This is a genomic window from Bacillus cereus group sp. BceL220, assembly GCF_051776965.1.
Classification (GTDB): Bacteria; Bacillota; Bacilli; order Bacillales; family Bacillaceae_G; genus Bacillus_A; species Bacillus_A cereus.
This window is the reverse complement of the sequence record NZ_JBPWBC010000002.1, coordinates 700871-719869: the sequence shown is the minus strand read 5'-3', so window position 1 is coordinate 719869 and position 18999 is coordinate 700871. Positions and strand designations below refer to the sequence as shown.

Here is an 18999-nt window from a genome sequence, read left to right as displayed (position 1 = left end):
ACTAAATCCTACTCTATTATAACAAACTTCATCCAACTAAATAGAAAAGCTGACTACAAATTTTGTAGTCAGCTTTTTATTATTTTTTATTATACTTTGCAACGAATTCCGAAAGCTTCTTCAGTTCCTCATCTGTACCTTTAAATACACCTTTAGGCATGGAACCTTTTCCATCTTTCGCAATTTTAGCAATTTCTTCTGGCTTTAAAGTTAAGTTTTGCAGTGCTGGTGCTGCCGCCCCGCCCTGTAAGTTGTCACCATGACATGTTAAACAAGTATTTTTTTGCATTAATTTATAGCCATCATCATTTTTATCAACTGGCGCGGTTTTTACAATTGCTCCTTGTTTCTTTGCAGCTTCCCAATCGTGGTGTGCTACAGATTCCCAAGTTAAAAAGATAATCGATGCAATTGCTAAAAGCATAAATCCAGTTGCTACAGGACGCTTCAATGGACGTCTTTCTGGACCTCGATCAAGAAATGGAGCTAACAGTAATGCACCAAACGCAATCCCTGGCATAATAAACGCTCCAATTACAGTAAATGAACCGGAAGCATAAGAATACTTTAATAACTGATACAAGAATAAGAAATACCAATCTGGAAGTGGTATATATCCAGCATCTGTTGGATCCGCCATTCTCTCAAGCGGCGACGGATGCGCCACTGTTAAACATAAATAACCGATTAAAAAAACTGCACCAACCATCCATTCTTTTAACAAGAAGTTCGGCCAAAATGCTTCTGTTTTCCCTGGGTATTCAGAATAGTCTTTTGGAATATTTGGTTTCCGAGCTACCGGTACCCGAGAATCTCCTACAAACTTCATTCCTTTGCCGCGATGCATAATCTCCCTCCTTTAGTTCTTTCCCCTTTAATTTAGCAATCTCTTATAGTGGACCGGAAATACCTTGTTTGCGAATCATGATGAAGTGGAAGGCCATTAAACCTAGAAGTGCTGCTGGTAAGAAGAAGACGTGAATAGCAAAGAAGCGAGTTAATGTTTGAGCGCCAACAATTTCGGAATGACCAGCGAGTAATGTTTTAATATAAGGACCAATGAGCGGTGTTTGCTCTGCAATTTGAATCCCTACTTTTGTAGCAAATAAAGCTTTCATATCCCACGGTAATAAATATCCGGTAAAACCAAGACCTAACATAACAAAGAAAATAAGAACACCAACAATCCAGTTTAACTCACGGGGCTTTTTATACGCACCTTGGAAGAAAACTCTGAGTGTATGTAAAAACATCATTACAATTACGAGACTAGCACCCCAGTGGTGCATACCACGAACAATTTGCCCATAAGCAACTTCATTTTGTAAATAGTAAACTGATTCCCAAGCATTTTTAATATCAGGCACATAATACATCGTCAAAAACATTCCAGATAAAATTTGAATTACAGTAACGAAAAAGGTAAGTCCTCCAAAGCAATAGACGAATGCAGAAAAGTGATGTGCCGGGTTTACATGTTCAGGTACTTCATGATCAGCGATATCACGCCATATCGGTGTAATATCTAATCTTTCATCTACCCAATCATAAATTTTATTTAACATCTACTTTGCACCCCCTCTTGGCTTCGCTTTTCCTAGATACAGCGTTCCATCTTTCACTTTAGACTCGTACACATCCAGCGGAGCAAGGGGTGGCGTACCTTTAATGTTCATCCCATCTTTTGTATAACGACCCCCGTGACATGGACAAAAGAATTGATTCGGATGTGCTTTGTCCGAATTCCAGTTAACTGTACATCCTAAATGTTTACATACTGGAGAGAACGCAACAATGTCTCCGCTTTCATCTTTATGAACCCAAGCCGATTTTGGTTCTTCAGACTTGTACCAACCATCAACCTGTTTCACTTTAAAATCGAAACGCTTCGGCTCTGTTGTAATATCCTTTACTTGCGCAACAGCAACCATATCTGTTCCGGCTTCTTTTCTTAACACCGGATCAAGCGCAAATCGCGTCATCGGCATTAAAATACCGGCAGCCATAAAGCCTCCTACCCCTGTGAGTGTGTAATTTAAAAATTGTCTTCTTGACACGCGATGTTCTTTCTCGCTCACGAAAATTTCCCCCCTCTATCAGAAATTGTCCCCTCGTGATAAATTATATAAAAAATAAAAACTAGGACACTATCATGATATAATACGCTCATGCACAGGTCAATATCATACTACTCATAATAATAAGAACTTTCTGTTTATTGTGAGTTTCCCCACTTCTCTTCCAACATCACCATTATATTTTTTATATGCGCATGAATAACTTCTCTTTTTGCTTGATCACTAAATTGTTCTAATGCTAATGAAGGAAACCAAAATAAATCTCCCTGTAACTCTTGCATATCCTCTTTCCATGAAAAATCACTTGTAACATAAGCAATATGCTTAAAACCTTCGCTTCGTAAATGATTTGTCCATTCTTGCAAACGACCTTTTTCATTCTTTTGACTTTCTACCAAATACGTAAACGCAGGTAGTAAAAGCACTCTTCCTTTATACTCTCTTTCCAATTCCGTGCTCAACAATTCGATAAATTCACCTTGTTCTACAACCATTTTCATTTCTTGTGCTGCCGAAATTGATAAAAGCGGTATTACTCCTGTATCAACATACTCTCTTGCTTGTTCAAACTGTTCCACATCTTTTACACTCCACTTCAAATTCCTTCCCTCCTTCACTTGCAAATGACAGAACTTTCACTTTATATATATTAAACCATACTAAAAGAGGTAAAAAAAGAAAAACTACCCAATATAGGTAGTTTTTCTTGGTGAAAGTCTGAAATTTGTAAAAATTTATTAATCCAAATAAATTCTATAAAGTCTTTAACTCGGCCGTTAATCTATGAAACGCTTCCTTATCTTGCTTATCTAACGCTTCATCAATTTGTTTCAAAAGGCGTTCTCTCCTAAATGAAAATACACTTTCTTCCAAAAACCTTTCTGCAAGTAAACGATCTTTTTCATTTACTTCAATATGCTTTGGTAGATATGGGTTTTCTTCTAATACAGCTACATAATTCGCATTTTGAAACGATGATTTAAAGTTGAGTTGAATATAAATATCCTCATCTCGATTTAAACGAATATCATGAAACGATTTTTCAGCATCTGTTGTCATAACATTTTGTTTAAAAAAGTGAAACGGTGTGTCTTTCACACAATTCGCTGACATCACTAAGCCACGCGGACAATATTTTGCATGCTCTACGAAGTGGACTTTATGCATCAATTGGTCGTGACTCATTAAATAATTCAGAATCCATACACATTCACGCTGTTTCAGTTGGTAATTATTCAAAAACCATTTTACAAAATCCTTCTTCTCGTTTACAGAAACAGGGGTATTCATAGCAATTAAGTCCCTCCTCTGTCTTTCTCTTTTCTTTTTAGATTCAAGAAGCGGCATTCAGTTTCCTTCCAACTTATGAAAAATCCTCTAAATTATATAACAACTCTTCAATATGAATTTGTGTCGGGTCTAGTTGTAATAACTGGGTAAATACTTCTTTCGCCTCTTTTCGCTTTCCTTCTTCCAATAAGAAATAACCGTATTCTTCTAAGAAGTCTGGATGATTCTTAAAAGAAGTATATGCACTTTCATAGTGTTTTAATGCATCCGAATACATTTCTAATTGTTTTTTTGCATACGCAAGGTCCCAAAGTAGTTGTGTATCTGGTTCTCCACTATCAATAGCACGCTCTACAATTGCAATTAACTCTTCGTACTTTTCTTGTCCTTTTAAGATATACGCATATTTTAATGTTGCGCCTAAATGCCCTGGGTCTAACTCAAGTGCTTTTTGAAGAACTTCCTCTGCTTCTACTATTTTTCCTAATTTCGCCGCAATGTTCGCTAACTCTACATAAAACGGAACTGAAAGCTCATCTACTTTAATTCCTTCATGAAGCGTTTCATAGCTTTCTTGAAGCATTCCTTCTTTTTCATAGCTTTTCGCTAAATACATGTACAGTGATGCGTACTCAGGGTCTAATTCTTTTAGTTCTTGCCAAGCACCGATTGCTCTCTGATATTCTTCACCTTGGTATAATGTGAAGGCATATCCAAATAATGAGTGAATATCTTTTTGTTCCTCTAGGCCTGCTTCATAATAAGAAATCGCCTCTTCCCAGTTTCCAATCGCACTTAACGTTTCTGCAAGGCGAAGTGCGATCACAACACCACCCATTACTTTATGTTCAGCTAATAGCGATTCATAATAAGTAATTGCCTTTTGTTCTTCACCTTTACTACTATATAATTCTGCTAACCCAAACGTAATAACAGGTTCATCAGGCATCATTTCTTTTGCCTTTAATAGTTTTTGCTCTGCTACATCATCAAAACCTTGCATTTGGAATAAATCTGCAACAAGTAATAAAGATTGAACATATAAATCGTCATTTTCTGGAATATCATGAAGTACTTCAATCGCTTCATCTTCTTTATCTAAATCAATATATAATTCTGCTAAAAATACAGTGAATTCACTTTCTTCCGGATACAGTAAACGTAAGTCTTCAGTAATCGCTAATGCCTCATCTGTAAATCCAAGTGTATGATAGTAACGAGCGATATCATACTTCTCTTCATCATTTGCAATTTTTAATTGTTCTTTTAATAATTGTAATCCTTTTTCCGCTTCACCATTTTCAATATATGAAACAGCTTGTTCAAACTTTTGCATAAACGTCTCCTTTAATTCTAAAAAATATTCTCTTCTGTTCATTTATCATAAGCAACTCACTGTTAGAACGCAACCTTTAGAATGAGCATGCTTCTTCTTATACTTCTTCTTACAGAGTAGGTAATTGTTCAAAAGGTTCGGATATGACACCGATACCTTATCATCATCTTCTATTGTACCGCTTTCTTTTATGACCGTGCAAATAACTTCTCTCACTAATTATCAAGCCATACAAACCGTGATTTACAGAACAACTTAATTGCCAGTCTTCAACCTTTATTTTTAATACGATAAAAAAGGCTCCTATAATAGGAGCCTTCACAATCTCTTAAGAATATGTTTCTTCTTTCTGTACTTGCTCATTTACAAGCTCTTTCAGCAACTCTATAATTTCATCATTTTCTTCTTTCAAACCGACAGTAATACGAATACCATCATCGATACCAAATGCAGCACCAGAACGAACGATATATCCTTTTTTCATTAATCGTTCGAAAGCTTCATTACCTGGTATACCAAGTTTTAAGAAAATGAAATTTGTTTGAGATGGATAATAGAATACGTTATATTCTTTACAAAATGCATAATACTGATTTAGACCTTCAGCATTCTTTTTCACACAATCTTGTAAAAAGGCTTGATCTTCTAATGCAGCGAGTGCTACAGATTGCGCTACAGTTGATGTATTGAATGGTAACCTCGCTACTTCTAGCTGTCCGATTAACTTCGCATCCCCAATCGCATATCCGATACGAAAAGCAGCTAAACCATATGCTTTTGAAAACGTGCGTAAAACCATAAGATTTTCATACTTTTCAAGAAGTGGCAATGTTTGCGGATAGTCTTCTGCTTCCGCGTATTCATAATATGCTTCGTCCATAATAACGAGAGCCGACTTAGGAACTGATTCTAAAAATGAAAGTAATTTTTGTTTCTCAACATATGTACCTGTCGGATTATTCGGATTACAAATCCATACAATTTTCGTTTTATCATCTACTTGCTCTAGCATTGCATCTAAATCGTGAATACCGTCTTTAAGTGATACTTCACGAACTTCTGCTCCTTCAATAACAGCATGGTGATGATATTGTGAAAACGTAGGATTCGCCATTACAACGTTTGTTCCTTCATGTAGTAACGCTCGGCTAATCATTTGAATGACTTCATCTAATCCACTACCAAATAGTAGTTGTTCTGCTTTTACACCTAAATGTTTCGCTACTTTTGTCCGAAGTTCAAAGGTATATCCATCTGGATAAAGGGCATATTGGCTCGCTAAAGAAGTTAATGCTTCTGTCACACGCGCTGAGCAACCGAATGGATTTTCGTTCGATGCTAATTTCACAATTTTCGATAATCCATATTCCCTTTTTACTTCTTCAATGTTTTTCCCAGGCACATACGCTCTCAAAGTTAACAATTGCTCTTTCACTCTCATTTTTCTTCCCCCAGTCATTTCATTCAATTTGATTACAATACAGTTATAGCCCCTTACTGTAATCTTTTATCATAACCGTCACTATTACGAGAATACCTCTAAATGAGCACTTCACAACACTTCGCTATCATTTTAAACCATATCTTTTTGAAATGCCTCTAACGCAATATGAACAGTCTCATCTGAAATAGATACGACATTCACTACCCCATATTCCTGCATAAGCACCATATGAATTGCTCCTGCATTTGCTTTCTTATCTTGTTTCATCAATTGAACGAGGCGCTCTACATTCAAATCTCTTGGCATTTTTGGATAGCCGTATTTCAAGAACCACTGCTTCATATCTTCATAAGCAAGATCAACCTTGTACACTTGCTCACTTAAAAATATGGCGAATAACATTCCAACCGCTACGCCGTCACCGTGAGTAATATTCCCATACCCTAGCTCTTTTTCAAGAGCATGTCCTAACGTATGTCCAAAGTTCAAATGGGCACGTACACCCTTCTCTGTTTCATCTTGTGACACAACATTTGCCTTTACAGGAATCGCCTTCGTTAATATATGGATTAACTTCTCATCACGAAGATCCGCTAATGTTTGCACTTCTTCTTTTAACCAATGATATAGCTCCACATCACCAATAAGAGCATGCTTTATCACCTCTGCATAACCTGAACGCCACTCTTTTTCAGGAAGAGACTGTAAAAACGGTGTATGATATACAACCGCTTCTGGCTGATGGAATGCACCAATCATATTTTTACCTAACGGATGATTAATCGCTACTTTCCCACCTACTGCGCTATCGTGCGCTAATAAAGTCGTCGGAACCTGCACAAAGCGAATACCCCGCATAAAAGATGCAGCAACAAAACCAGCTAAATCTCCAATCATTCCGCCTCCAAGTGCAAGAATTAAAGAATTTCTATCTAATTTATTTTCAAGAGCTGACGTATGAGCCGCATAGAAATTTTCGAAAGACTTCTCTTTTTCGCCACTTGGTACAACAAATGAAAACACGTCCTGCTCCACTTGTAATGCATCGATAACTGTCTGTAAATGTAGTGATGCAACAGCTTCATCTGAAATGATCATTACGTTAGATACAGCTGGCTGCATATTTTGAACGATCATTGTTAAGTTTGACAACGCTTCTTTACCAACATGTACATCATATTCTTTTGATTTCGTTTGAATATGTATGTTTCCCATTAAAATCCCCTCGCATATTCATTATGTTTCTCAATATTTTCACGAATTAGTTCCATACGATCTAATCCGAATTGTTCTATTAAAGCTGTTGCTAATTCCCAAGCCACAACCGCTTCTGCAACGACACTAGCTGCTGGCACTGCACAACTATCTGAACGTTCAATGCTCGCTGTAAAAGGCTCTTTCGTATCAATATCTACACTTTGAAGAGGTTTATAAAGTGTAGGTATCGGTTTCATCACACCGCGCACAACAATTGGCATTCCAGTCGTCATACCGCCTTCTAATCCACCTGCATTATTTGTTCTTCTTGTATATCCATGCTCCTCATTCCATAGAATTTCATCATGAACTTCACTTCCCGGTCTATGCGCTGCTTCAAAACCAATTCCAATCTCGACACCTTTAAAAGCATTAATACTCATAATTGCAGCTGCTAATTTCGCATCCAGTTTTCGATCATAATGCACGTAGCTACCTACTCCAATTGGCATTCCTTCCACAATTACTTCAACGATTCCACCAATTGAATCACCATTTGCTTTCGCATCATCAATCGCTTTCATCATTTGGTTACCAGCTTCGTCATCTAAGCAACGTACAGGAGATGCTTCTGTAATACTCTTTAATTCTTCAATTGAACTATACGTAACCTCCTTAGCTTGTACACCGCCAATTTCAATTACATGGCCCGCCACTTTAATACCAAGTTCTGCTAACACCTTTTTAGCAACCGCACCAGCAGCAACACGCACCGTCGTTTCGCGCGCTGACGAACGTTCCAGTACATTCCTCATATCTCTATGACCATATTTAATTGCACCATTTAAATCAGCATGCCCAGGCCTTGGTTTTGTCACTTTCCTTTTTATCTCTTTTTCTTCCTGCTCAGTTAAAGGCTCTGCCCCCATAATTTTTGTCCAATGGGCAAAATCACGATTTTCAACAACGAGTGCAATAGGGGAACCTAATGTTTCTCCATGTCTAACACCACTTAAAATTTGCACTTGATCCGTTTCAATTTGCATGCGTCTACCACGCCCATATCCCTTTTGCCTTCTAGCTAACTCTTCGTTTATATCATCCGCTACTAAAGACAATCCTGCTGGAACACCTTCTATAATCGTTGTAAGTTGCGGACCATGAGATTCACCAGCTGTAATATATCGCATACGTTATTCCTCTTTTCGTATATGTATTTATCTCACTATATTAACTTTTATCATTCTAAAAATATTAAAGAAATTATATCATAAATCGACCATTTTCTTATTCTATATTTCCGATAGGCCTAATTTAAATATCAATATATCATAACAGCTCAAACTTCGTAACTAATTGAAAATAAAAAAAGTGCAAGAAGAATACCCCTATTCTCCTTGCACTTTTTACTATTATCACAGTGATTAAAGCGTTTACAAATTATTTCAAAATAATTAGTAAATCCATTCATTCATTAATTTTGAGTAGTCAACTAATTCTTCTTCTTTAAAGAAAATAGCAATCTCGCGCTCTGCGCTTTCTAAAGAATCAGAACCATGAATAATATTTTTCGCAACAGTTACACCGAAATCTCCACGAATTGTTCCAGGAGCTGCTTCATGTGGTCTTGTTTTCCCCATCATGTTACGCGCTGTATCTACTACACCTTCACCTTGCCATACCATTGCGAATACAGGTCCAGATGTAATAAAGTCTACTAACTCACCAAAGAAAGGTTTTTCCTTATGCTCAGCGTAGTGTTGTCCAGCAATTTCCGGAGTGACTTGCATTAATTTTGCACCAACTAATTGAAAGCCTTTTTTCTCAAAACGAGCTACAATTTCCCCAATGAAGGCACGTTGTACACCGTCTGGTTTTACCATTAGAAATGTTTTTTCCATAAAAAATCTCTCCACTTCTGAATTATGTATGTAATTGTATATCCCCACACACATATTATCACCCTTATCACAATTGTGCAATAGTTTTGAAATAGAGAGATTATTTTATTTTTTAGAATAAACATTAAAATTTTCGTTTTCCAATATACTTTGCAACATTTTGTAATGCATACTTTGCTTTTCCACGTGGGAGTGGTTTTATTATTTCTAAAGCTTTATGTAAATAACGTTCACTAAACGCAAATGCTTGATCAATTGCTGGACTATTTTTTACAGCATCAATAATTTCTTGCATTTCACTTGCTGTTGTATTTTCATGTACAGATGTGATTTTTTGACGAAGTACTAGATCTTCCATCGCATATAAAGCAGGGAGCGTTATGTTTCCTTGTAATAAATCTCCACCAGCAGGTTTTCCAAGTTTCTCTTCTGTGGAAACGAAGTCTAAAATGTCATCAATAATTTGATAAGACATTCCTACAAAATACCCATACCAAAATAGACGATTTACTGTATCACGATTAGCACCAGCAGCAATCGCTCCCAATTGACAACTCGCGGCAATTAATAATGCTGTTTTTCGCTTTATTCTTCTTAAATACGTTCTTAAATTTTGGTCATAATTGTATTTATCTTTAATTTGTTCAATTTCACCTTTACAGACTTCTAAAATAGTATGTGATAACGCTTGATGCGCCTCTGGGATTTCGATATTTGTTATACATTCAAGAGACTTAGCGAACAAATAGTCCCCTGTATACATCGCAATACGATCTCCCCATTTCGCATTCACAGTCGCACTGCCGCGTCGTAAAAATGCAGCATCAATAACATCATCGTGAACAAGAGAAGCCATATGAATAAGCTCTAACGCAACAGCAACATGCTTAATCGCATCTAACTTATAATCTCCAAATTTCCCTGCAAGCAACACAAATACAGGACGAATTCGCTTCCCACCAGCTTCAATAAGTTGTAATGCTGCCTCTTCTACTAATGGCTGTTCAGAAGCAACTGTCTTTTTTAATTCTTTTTCTATCACATTAATATCCGATCGTAAAAAAGAGTACATAAGTTGTAACTTCATATTGTTCACCTTAACCTAAAACTTCTTTTTTCTTTTTTCTATTTTGATTCTGGTTTAATACCTAAATGCATCGCTGCTACCCCAAAAGTAAATGGTTTCACTTGCACACGTTCAAGTCCAGCTTGCTCAAACATTTGGGCCAATTCTTTCATCCCTGGGAATGCACTAGCAGATTCTTGAAGCCATGAATATTCTTTATAACTTTTCGCAAACATCTTTCCAAATAACGGCATGATATATTTAAAGTATAAAATATACCCTTGTCGAAAACCAATCATTGTTGGTTGAGATGTTTCTAAACAGATTACTTTTCCACCTGGTTTTACTACACGCGTCATTTCTTTTAATACGTGCATATAATCCGGTACGTTACGTAAACCAAACCCAATTGTTACATAATCAAACGTATTATCTTCAAATGGAAGCTCCATTGCATTCCCATGTAGAAGTTCTACTTGTTTTAATTGTAACGCCTCTACCTTTTGCTTACCGACAGATAACATATTTTCACTGAAGTCTAAGCCAACAACCTTTCCTTGCTCACCTACCGCTCCAGCTAGCGCAATTGTCCAATCTGCGGTTCCGCAGCATACATCAAGCGCTTTACTGCCAGGTTGTACATCCATAATTCGCATCGTTTCTTTACGCCACGCTTTATGTCTTTGAAAACTAATTACAGAATTCATCACATCGTATTTATCAGAAATCTTTTCAAATACGTCATGTACTCTTTCTTCTTTTGATTGTTGCATGCTCGTACCTTCTTCCAATGTAAAATTGCTTATGTCTTCTATTTATCCCTTAACACAGAATTTATTTCACTTACGTCTGTGTGATTTTCTAAAAATTGTTTTTCTTTCTTTCTCAATTCCATCATCCAACCATTAATCACTACTTCTGCTTTATCCCCTAAAGCATCTTGCACCGCTTGAAAAACAGGTGAATGTTGTTTATCAGCATACAATTGAATTTCTTTTTGAAGGCGATTTCCACCTAATACGTATGTGATAAATGGCTTCCAATGTGATAAATGAAAATGATCACATGTTTTTTGAAGGAGCGCAGACTCAATCGTTACTACGCTTTTCATTATGTCATCCGTCGTTTCATGCGCTTTTTGGTATAACATAATTTTGTGTTCATTTATCTCTTTAATTCCTTCAGCAAGTGCACGAATTAAAACAATATCACGATTCATAGACAATAAATAATAATATAGTCCACTATAGTAATCGCCTGCAAGTACTGTTAATTGACGACATTTATGGAATTCAATCTCTTCCTCGCCTGCTTTATTTGATACCCTTTCATGCGTATCAAGCGCAATTTGTACAAGCATAATTGTTACTACGTAATGCTCAATTTGTTCTATATGTAAGTTTGCACTCTTTAAAGCACCATATAACAATGCTATCTTTTCTTCATCAATAAATGGTTCTTCAATATAGTTTATAAAATAAGGATGGCGTAATTTCTCCATCAATTTCTCTTTTATACCCGCATACCCTCCGTAGATGTCACACACAAAAAATCACCCTTGTTTTCTAATTCATAAAACTTATTATAACACATACACTCTATTTTCTATAACCAAAACTTGGCTACACCTACCATTCATGTAAGCAATCTTTCTAATCTCACTCTGTCTAGCTAAAACTATATCATTTATTTACTAAAAAAAAAAAGAAAAGCAGTTTCCCGCTTTTCTTTACTTCGCTTTAATAAACGATAAAATTTCACTGCGCGCTGCAGCATCATTTTCAAGCACACCACGCACTGCTGTCGTTACTGTTTTCGCACCTGGTTTTTTCACACCACGCATCGTCATACACATATGTTCTGCTTCTACTACTACCATTACACCATGAGGCTCTAGTACTTCCATAATAGAGTTGGCTACTGTTGATGTAATACGTTCTTGCAGTTGTGGACGACGTGCAATTGTATCTACAGTACGAGCTAATTTACTTAACCCTGTCACCTTTCCACCTTGCGGAATATATGCAACGTGAGCAACTCCATAGAATGGAACTAAATGATGCTCACACATCGAATAAAATGGTATATCTTTTACTAGTACAAGCTCTTCGTGATCTTCTCCGAATACTTTATGCAAATGCTCTTTCGGATCTTCATGCATACCTGAGAACACTTCTGCGTACATTTTTGCAACACGCTTTGGCGTATCAAGTACTCCCTCACGATTTGGATCATCCCCAATCGCCTCTAAAATAAGGCGTACTGCATGTTCAATTTGTTCTAAATTAACTTTTGCCATCCGCTAGCCCTCCCGAAAACCTAAAAGTGATACGAACACATTCTAGCATATTTATGTTTTTAAAAGCAAAAAGAAGAGTTCCCAAAAAGGAAACTCTTCTTCCCTGTTAATATGTAAGGATTATTTAACCGCATCTTTTAACGCTTTACCAGGTTTGAATGCAGGTACTTTACTTGCAGCGATTTCAATCTCCTCACCTGTTTGTGGGTTACGACCTTTACGAGCCGCACGCTCACGAACTTCGAAGTTACCGAATCCGATCAGTTGTACTTTATCACCTTGTTTTAAAGCTTCTAAGATAGAATCAAAAACAGCGTCTACTGCTTTTGTTGCGTCCTTTTTAGAAAGGGAACTTGCTTCTGCAACAGCATTGATTAAATCTGTCTTGTTCATGCCATTCACCTCCTCCCAAAGATAAGACTGTATAATGATCATAAAATGAGTCTTACTTTCATTTGTAGGCAATTTTTACAAATTCTATACTACAAAGATGTAGATAAATCATTATCAACGCCTATATTATACGATTCTCCTTTATAATTCAATATTTTTAAGGAAATTGTTACTCTGAAAATGTGAAAATCTGATGAAACTTGACAATTTACAACAATGTATTAGATAATGACTGTTTATTTTTCTATTTTATAATCGAAAAAACAAAAAATCCCTCTACAGTGAGAGGGATTTTTCTTATAGTATAATCGCAATTAATCCGCCAGATCCTTCATTAATAATTCTTTCTAGCGTTTCTTTTAATTTATATCTAGCATTTTCTGGCATTAAAGATAATTTCGCCTGAATTCCTTCTCGAACAATCGAGCTAAGCGAACGTCCAAATATATCAGAATTCCAAATTGATAACGGGTCATCTTCAAAATCTTGCATTAAATAACGAACTAATTCTTCACTTTGCTTTTCAGTACCAATGATCGGCTCAAACGTTGACTCTACATCTACTTTAATCATATGAATAGATGGCGCTACCGCTTTTAACTTCACACCAAACCTTGAACCATGACGAATAATTTCTGGCTCATCTAAGCTCATATCCGCTAGCGCAGGGGCTGCTACACCATATCCTGTTTGCTTAACCATACGCAATGCATCTGCCACTTGGTCGTATTCTATTTTCGCATGAGATAAATCGAGCATAAGCTTCAATAAATGATCTTTCCCTCGAATTTCTACTCCTACTACTTCTTTTAAAATCTGATCATATAATTCATCTGGCGCATATAAATCAATCTCCGCCACACCTTGCCCCATATCAATGCCAGCTAGGCTCGCTCGATCAATAAATTCATATTGACTAAACTGCCAAACAACGCGATCCACATCACGAAGACGTTTTATATCCTTCACAGTTTCTTGAACTGCTTCTTGATAACTTTGACGCAACCAATGCCCTTCATTTAGCACCATTACCCAGCTCGGAAGGTTCACATTCACTTCTAATACAGGGAATTCAAATAGCGCTTCACGAAGTACATTATATACATCTGTTTCTCTTAAACTCTCCACACTCATTGCAATAACCGGGATATCATATTCTTCTGATAAACTTTGGCGTAATTGCTCTGTATCTGGATGATACGGCTGTACCGTATTAATTATCATAATGAAAGGTTTTCCTACTTCTTTCAACTCATTTACAACGCGTTCTTCTGCCTCTATATAATCTCTTCTTGGAATTTCACCAATTGTTCCATCTGTTGTAATTACAACACCAATTGTTGAATGTTCTTGAATTACTTTACGCGTGCCGATTTCTGCAGCTTCATGGAATGGAATAGGTTCTTCATACCAAGGGGTATTAATCATGCGCGGGCCATTCTCATCTTCATAGCCCTTCGCTCCTGGAACCGTATATCCAACACAATCTACTAATCGAATGTTCACTTCAAGTCCTTCATCTACTTCGATAGAAACCGCTTGGTTTGGAACAAACTTCGGTTCCGTCGTCATAATTGTACGACCAGCAGCACTTTGAGGCAATTCATCCTGCGCTCTTTGACGGTCAGACTCATTCTCAATATTTGGAATAACTACAAGTTCCATAAATTTTTTAATGAATGTTGATTTCCCTGTTCGAACAGCTCCTACAACTCCAAAATAAATATCACCGCCTGTTCGTTCTGCAATATCTTTAAAAATATCTACCTTTTCCAAGTGATTCCCTCCCTCAAAATTTTTGGGAATAATTCCGCGTTTATAGTCAACTAATACCTTCTCTAACGTTGCCTATAATATCTGATATAATATAATGGTATTCTAGAAGTTCGGACAATATATCATATAATTTTGTCCAATTTCATATGACTATTAAAAAATATCTTTTGTTTGCATCGTAAGTTGTATAACATAAAAAACCTTTCTTCTAGAACTTATTCACTAAAAGAAAGGTTCATGACTTATGATTTTAAAAAAATTGGTTCTCCGTTCTTTACTGTGTACGGTAAAGAATAAGCTGGTACAAACGGGGAACCTTTCGAAAGTATATTTCGAATATCTTCTCCCTCCGTAAACTGCCCTTCATTTTTTTTCAAAGCGTCATATAAGTCGATTCTATAATCAACAAAAACTTCTCCTTTTTCATTAATTACAAAAGGAAGCCCTTTACCAGAATATGGACTTGTCACTTGTGGCACATCTTTATATCCTAGTTTTTTGAAATCCAATTCATATACACCATCTGAAATTACTTTTTTAAAAGGTGGATATTGATGTTCATCACGATACATCCTAAGTTTTAAAGATAATTCCTGAATTTGTTCAGCCATCCTAACATCAATTAACTTTACTGTTGGATTTGTTTCAACGTCTATTAATACGTATTGATATACTCCTCCACTTTCATATGCATTCCCTGGCGCTTCTTGTATGTAACGCGGAGCAATCTGTTGAAAATCGATTGGATACTTTTGATAAATAGGTGTACTCATATCCCTCGTCTTAATTGGCAATATCCCATCATTTTGCTCCTTAAATGTCACAACAGCTTTTTGAACAACCTGTAGCTGATCTTCATAAGGAACCGCATTTTGCTTCATATTTTCTTTCGGATACAGACACCCCGTTAAAAGGCTCATACAACAAAATATTAAAATAATATGGACTTTTTTCACTAGCATCACCTTTTCATACTAATATAACTTGCTCCGTATGTAGTATTTTCGAGACCATTCCATTTACTGCTGTACAGGTCCACTAAATACAACAAGAAAAATAACAATTCCTGACACAACCATAAGGGTGTACGCTACTAACGCTGTAATCCCTTTCAAAAATTTATTCTTTATTTTATGTCTACTTAATAAAATAAAACTTACTGCAAAAAACATAAATCCAATTGCCCCTAAAGCCAACCACATTTTCATAAGCCCTTCTGACATATACACACCCCTTTTTATTAATCTATTTTTATACTATTTTAACAAATTAAAATCTTTAAACAAATACAAAAAGAACATTTTACTACAAATCGCGAATATGTAACTTTAATCAATAGGTTTTTCAGCATCTTCCACCAATCTAGATAAAAATAAAACCGAAGCTATTGTATCTCTCGCTTCGGTTGACCAAATATGCCCAAAAACAGCTCTATTCCCATTCTTTCATGGCTATCATATGCAATCTACAAACTCTTTGTTTCTCATAATTTATTTTTTAAACATTTTGCTTAACGAGCCAAAATCTGCTGGCATATTATTATTAATAATCGCTTTTACAATTTGATCCTCTTGCTCTTTCGGCACTTCACGTCCCGCCATAAGAGCCACTTGATGAATCAATTGACGAAGTACAGTTTCATCACGTAAATTCGCATTTTGCACGGATGATGCTAATTTAAAAATATCTTCTTTATTTACTTTCGCTTCCTTCTCAATATTATTAAAAATGTTATTATCCATTCTTTTCACCCTCTCCTCAAGTTACTCTTCATCCTATGCAAAAATAAATAAATGGTGAAAAGACCCATAAAATAAAAAAGCGACAGAAGTACAAATGTACTTCTGTCGCTTTTCTTTACAGTAAGTCAGGTATAGCTTCCACTTCATGTTTTCGAACACGTCCCATTAATGAGCCTACCGCATCTTTTACGTTATTCCCATTGAACAGCACGTCATATAAAGCAGCTGTAATCGGCATTTCAACTTCCATTTTCTCTGCCAATTCATGAGCAGCTTTCGTTGTTCTTACACCTTCCACAACCATACCCATGCTTTCTAACACTTCTTCTAAAGAATGTCCTTTTCCAAGCATATTTCCAGCACGCCAATTTCGGCTATGAACACTTGTACAAGTTACAATTAAGTCTCCCATACCAGTTAGACCAGCAAACGTTAACGGATTCCCGCCCATTTTTCTTCCTAAACGAGCAATCTCTGTTAAACCACGTGTCATCAATGCCGCTTTTGCATTATCACCTAATCCAAGACCATCAGTTATACCAGCAGCTAATGCGATAATATTTTTTAACGCACCACCAAGTTCAACTCCAACGATATCTGGATTTGTGTATACACGGAAATAACTATTCATAAATAAATCTTGTACTTCCTCAGCCGCTTCCATACGCTTTGCTGCAGACGTAACTGTTGTCGCTTGTCGTAAACCAACTTCTTCAGCATGACTCGGTCCAGACAATACAACAACATCTTTAATTAAGTTCTCTGGAATTTCTTCCTCGATTACTTCCGAAATACGTTTTGACGTACCAGGTTCAATCCCTTTACTCGCATGAATCCAAGTAATCGGTTCTGTAACAATTTCTTTCATCTCTTGTAATACATCTCTGTACGCTTTCGTCGGTACTACTAGCAGTACTGTATTTACATCTACTAATGCTTCTTCTAAAGAAGAGTAGGCTACGATTGTGCTTGGCAATGTAATGCCTGGGAGATATCGACTATTCTCATGTTTCGTATTCATTTCATCCATAAGTTCTGAGCGATTTCCCCAAATACGTACATCATGTCCATTGTCAGCTAATACCATCGCTAACGCTGTTCCCCAGCTACCTGCTCCTACTACTGTGATTTTTGTCATAAAATCACATCCTCTCCATTAGTCTCTTGCTCGAGCAATAATGTGAATCGGCGTTCCTACAAAACCGAACGCTTCACGTAAACGATTCTTTAAGAAGCGCTCATATGAAAAGTGCATTAATTCTGTATCGTTTACAAACACAACAAATGTCGGTGGTTTTACCGCAACCTGTGTCGCATAGAAGATTTTCAGACGGCTACCATTATGAGTCGGTGTTGGATTCATCGCTACCGCATCCATAATTACATCGTTTAATACGTTTGTTTGTACACGGATACTATGGCTTTCATTTACCTCATTGATAACCGGTAATAACGTTTGTGTACGTTTTTTCGTTTTTGCAGATAAGAATACAATCGGTGCATAATCCAAGAATTGGAAATGAGCACGAATGTTTTCTTCAAATGCTTTCATTGTTTTTTCATCTTTTTTCACTGCATCCCATTTGTTTACAACGATAATAACAGCTCGTCCTGAATCATGAGCATATCCAGCGATTTTTTTATCTTGCTCAATAATTCCTTCTTCTCCGTCTAAAACAACTAAAACAACGTCAGAACGTTCAATCGCTCTAAGTGCACGAAGTACACTATACTTTTCTGTACTTTCATATACTTTTCCTTTTTTACGCATACCAGCTGTATCGATGATTACATAATCTTGATCATCTTTACTATATGGTGTATCGACAGCATCACGCGTCGTTCCTGCGATATTACTTACAATTACACGTTCTTGACCAAGAAGTGCATTTACAAGCGATGATTTCCCTACGTTTGGACGTCCAATTAAAGAGAAACGGATTGTTTCATCGTCATACGCTTCTTCTTCAATCTTTGGAAAATGATTTGCAGCTTCATCTAACAAATCACCAAGTCCTAAACCGTGTGTACCTGAAATCGGGAATGGCTCGCCAAATCCTAATGAATAAAAATCATAAATATCACTACGCATTTCTGGATTATCAACTTTATTTACCGCAAGTACAATTGGTTTTTTAGAACGATACAAAATTTTAGCAACTTCTTCATCCGCTGCAGTTACACCATCGCGACCATTCGTCATAAAAATGATAACATCTGCTTCATCAATCGCAACTTCCGCCTGTTGACGAATTTGTGTCAAGAACGGCTCGTCTCCAATATCAATTCCACCTGTATCAATAATGTTAAACTCATGATTTAACCATTCTCCCGCACTATAAATACGGTCTCGAGTTATACCTGGGATATCTTCTACGATTGAAACTCTTTCTCCAACTATTCTATTGAAAATAGTAGATTTTCCTACGTTCGGGCGGCCTACTATTGCTATTACTGGTTTCGGCATATACTTTCAT

General features: G+C 36.5%; 21 protein-coding genes. All 21 read right to left on the bottom strand.

The window, feature by feature from the left end:
• Positions 1 to 79 precede the first annotated feature (79 nt).
• Positions 80 to 847 (bottom strand): menaquinol-cytochrome c reductase cytochrome b/c subunit, encoded by a 768-nt coding sequence (qcrC, locus tag ACS2FK_RS08650; protein ID WP_000554601.1) that lies wholly within the window; start codon positions 845 to 847, stop codon positions 80 to 82.
• 43 nt (positions 848 to 890) lie between these two features.
• Positions 891 to 1565, bottom strand: coding sequence for a menaquinol-cytochrome c reductase cytochrome b subunit (gene qcrB, locus ACS2FK_RS08645; RefSeq protein ID WP_000932700.1), 675 nt, complete (start codon positions 1563 to 1565; stop codon positions 891 to 893).
• On the bottom strand, positions 1566 to 2078 hold the full coding sequence (gene qcrA, locus ACS2FK_RS08640) for a menaquinol-cytochrome c reductase iron-sulfur subunit (RefSeq protein ID WP_001290420.1): 513 nt from the start codon (positions 2076 to 2078) through the stop codon (positions 1566 to 1568).
• Positions 2079 to 2215: 137 nt separating this feature from the next.
• Positions 2216 to 2677 (bottom strand): YpiF family protein, encoded by a 462-nt coding sequence (locus ACS2FK_RS08635; RefSeq protein ID WP_000872171.1) that lies wholly within the window; start codon positions 2675 to 2677, stop codon positions 2216 to 2218.
• A 154-nt stretch (positions 2678 to 2831) separates the two neighbouring features.
• Positions 2832 to 3368 (bottom strand): ReoY family proteolytic degradation factor, encoded by a 537-nt coding sequence (locus tag ACS2FK_RS08630; protein WP_001095925.1) that lies wholly within the window; start codon positions 3366 to 3368, stop codon positions 2832 to 2834.
• Between the two features lie 73 nt (positions 3369 to 3441).
• Positions 3442 to 4704 (bottom strand): tetratricopeptide repeat protein, encoded by a 1263-nt coding sequence (locus ACS2FK_RS08625; RefSeq protein WP_001168673.1) that lies wholly within the window; start codon positions 4702 to 4704, stop codon positions 3442 to 3444.
• Between the two features lie 328 nt (positions 4705 to 5032).
• Positions 5033 to 6145 (bottom strand): histidinol-phosphate transaminase, encoded by a 1113-nt coding sequence (gene hisC / locus ACS2FK_RS08620; RefSeq protein WP_063546932.1) that lies wholly within the window; start codon positions 6143 to 6145, stop codon positions 5033 to 5035.
• 132 nt (positions 6146 to 6277) lie between these two features.
• A complete protein-coding gene (aroB, locus tag ACS2FK_RS08615; protein ID WP_000526809.1) occupies positions 6278 to 7363 on the bottom strand; it encodes a 3-dehydroquinate synthase in 1086 nt (361 codons plus the stop codon).
• Positions 7363 to 8535, bottom strand: coding sequence for a chorismate synthase (gene aroC, locus ACS2FK_RS08610; protein WP_001269379.1), 1173 nt, complete (start codon positions 8533 to 8535; stop codon positions 7363 to 7365). The genes aroB and aroC overlap by 1 nt, the downstream gene beginning before the upstream one ends.
• A gap of 264 nt (positions 8536 to 8799) precedes the next feature.
• Complete coding sequence (gene ndk / locus ACS2FK_RS08605) at positions 8800 to 9246, bottom strand: nucleoside-diphosphate kinase (RefSeq protein ID WP_000415883.1); 447 nt, start codon at positions 9244 to 9246, stop codon at positions 8800 to 8802.
• 124 nt (positions 9247 to 9370) lie between these two features.
• Positions 9371 to 10333, bottom strand: a complete 963-nt coding sequence (hepT, locus tag ACS2FK_RS08600) for a heptaprenyl diphosphate synthase component II (RefSeq protein ID WP_063546931.1) — start codon at positions 10331 to 10333, stop codon at positions 9371 to 9373.
• Positions 10334 to 10371: 38 nt separating this feature from the next.
• Positions 10372 to 11085 carry a 2-heptaprenyl-1,4-naphthoquinone methyltransferase gene (gene menG / locus ACS2FK_RS08595; RefSeq protein WP_001187668.1) on the bottom strand — a complete coding sequence of 238 codons (714 nt, stop codon included), beginning with the start codon at positions 11083 to 11085 and terminating at the stop codon, positions 10372 to 10374.
• Between the two features lie 38 nt (positions 11086 to 11123).
• Positions 11124 to 11858, bottom strand: coding sequence for a heptaprenyl diphosphate synthase component 1 (locus tag ACS2FK_RS08590; protein WP_000332853.1), 735 nt, complete (start codon positions 11856 to 11858; stop codon positions 11124 to 11126).
• A 183-nt stretch (positions 11859 to 12041) separates the two neighbouring features.
• The gene (gene folE / locus ACS2FK_RS08585) at positions 12042 to 12611 is read right to left on the bottom strand and encodes a GTP cyclohydrolase I FolE (protein WP_001151481.1); all 570 of its coding nucleotides are present in this window, start codon (positions 12609 to 12611) and stop codon (positions 12042 to 12044) included.
• 120 nt (positions 12612 to 12731) lie between these two features.
• On the bottom strand, positions 12732 to 13004 hold the full coding sequence (locus tag ACS2FK_RS08580) for an HU family DNA-binding protein (protein ID WP_001043860.1): 273 nt from the start codon (positions 13002 to 13004) through the stop codon (positions 12732 to 12734).
• Between the two features lie 297 nt (positions 13005 to 13301).
• A complete protein-coding gene (spoIVA, locus tag ACS2FK_RS08575) occupies positions 13302 to 14780 on the bottom strand; it encodes a stage IV sporulation protein A (protein WP_000416519.1) in 1479 nt (492 codons plus the stop codon).
• A gap of 242 nt (positions 14781 to 15022) precedes the next feature.
• Positions 15023 to 15736 (bottom strand): hypothetical protein, encoded by a 714-nt coding sequence (locus ACS2FK_RS08570; RefSeq protein WP_000755480.1) that lies wholly within the window; start codon positions 15734 to 15736, stop codon positions 15023 to 15025.
• 63 nt (positions 15737 to 15799) lie between these two features.
• Complete coding sequence (locus ACS2FK_RS08565) at positions 15800 to 16003, bottom strand: DUF2768 domain-containing protein (protein WP_001289005.1); 204 nt, start codon at positions 16001 to 16003, stop codon at positions 15800 to 15802.
• A 267-nt stretch (positions 16004 to 16270) separates the two neighbouring features.
• A complete protein-coding gene (locus ACS2FK_RS08560; RefSeq protein ID WP_000369753.1) occupies positions 16271 to 16522 on the bottom strand; it encodes a stage VI sporulation protein F in 252 nt (83 codons plus the stop codon).
• Between the two features lie 115 nt (positions 16523 to 16637).
• Positions 16638 to 17660 carry an NAD(P)H-dependent glycerol-3-phosphate dehydrogenase gene (locus tag ACS2FK_RS08555; protein ID WP_000161783.1) on the bottom strand — a complete coding sequence of 341 codons (1023 nt, stop codon included), beginning with the start codon at positions 17658 to 17660 and terminating at the stop codon, positions 16638 to 16640.
• An 18-nt stretch (positions 17661 to 17678) separates the two neighbouring features.
• A complete protein-coding gene (der, locus tag ACS2FK_RS08550; RefSeq protein WP_001125890.1) occupies positions 17679 to 18989 on the bottom strand; it encodes a ribosome biogenesis GTPase Der in 1311 nt (436 codons plus the stop codon).
• Between the last annotated feature and the right edge of the window lie 10 nt (positions 18990 to 18999).

What these genes read in the sequence shown, in the direction of transcription:
- der (WP_001125890.1), bottom strand. Translation starts at nt 18,989, where the DNA reads ATGCCGAAACCAGTAATAGCAATAGTAGGCCGCCCGAACGTAGGAAAA.
- menG (WP_001187668.1), bottom strand. Translation starts at nt 11,085, where the DNA reads ATGCAACAATCAAAAGAAGAAAGAGTACATGACGTATTTGAAAAGATT.
- ACS2FK_RS08565 (WP_001289005.1), bottom strand. Translation starts at nt 16,003, where the DNA reads ATGTCAGAAGGGCTTATGAAAATGTGGTTGGCTTTAGGGGCAATTGGA.
- hisC (WP_063546932.1), bottom strand. Translation starts at nt 6,145, where the DNA reads ATGAGAGTGAAAGAGCAATTGTTAACTTTGAGAGCGTATGTGCCTGGG.
- ACS2FK_RS08630 (WP_001095925.1), bottom strand. Translation starts at nt 3,368, where the DNA reads ATGAATACCCCTGTTTCTGTAAACGAGAAGAAGGATTTTGTAAAATGG.
- ACS2FK_RS08625 (WP_001168673.1), bottom strand. Translation starts at nt 4,704, where the DNA reads ATGCAAAAGTTTGAACAAGCTGTTTCATATATTGAAAATGGTGAAGCG.
- ndk (WP_000415883.1), bottom strand. Translation starts at nt 9,246, where the DNA reads ATGGAAAAAACATTTCTAATGGTAAAACCAGACGGTGTACAACGTGCC.
- ACS2FK_RS08560 (WP_000369753.1), bottom strand. Translation starts at nt 16,522, where the DNA reads ATGGATAATAACATTTTTAATAATATTGAGAAGGAAGCGAAAGTAAAT.
- ACS2FK_RS08580 (WP_001043860.1), bottom strand. Translation starts at nt 13,004, where the DNA reads ATGAACAAGACAGATTTAATCAATGCTGTTGCAGAAGCAAGTTCCCTT.
- qcrC (WP_000554601.1), bottom strand. Translation starts at nt 847, where the DNA reads ATGCATCGCGGCAAAGGAATGAAGTTTGTAGGAGATTCTCGGGTACCG.
- hepT (WP_063546931.1), bottom strand. Translation starts at nt 10,333, where the DNA reads ATGAAGTTACAACTTATGTACTCTTTTTTACGATCGGATATTAATGTG.
- qcrB (WP_000932700.1), bottom strand. Translation starts at nt 1,565, where the DNA reads ATGTTAAATAAAATTTATGATTGGGTAGATGAAAGATTAGATATTACA.
- aroB (WP_000526809.1), bottom strand. Translation starts at nt 7,363, where the DNA reads ATGGGAAACATACATATTCAAACGAAATCAAAAGAATATGATGTACAT.
- folE (WP_001151481.1), bottom strand. Translation starts at nt 12,611, where the DNA reads ATGGCAAAAGTTAATTTAGAACAAATTGAACATGCAGTACGCCTTATT.
- ACS2FK_RS08555 (WP_000161783.1), bottom strand. Translation starts at nt 17,660, where the DNA reads ATGACAAAAATCACAGTAGTAGGAGCAGGTAGCTGGGGAACAGCGTTA.
- aroC (WP_001269379.1), bottom strand. Translation starts at nt 8,535, where the DNA reads ATGCGATATATTACAGCTGGTGAATCTCATGGTCCGCAACTTACAACG.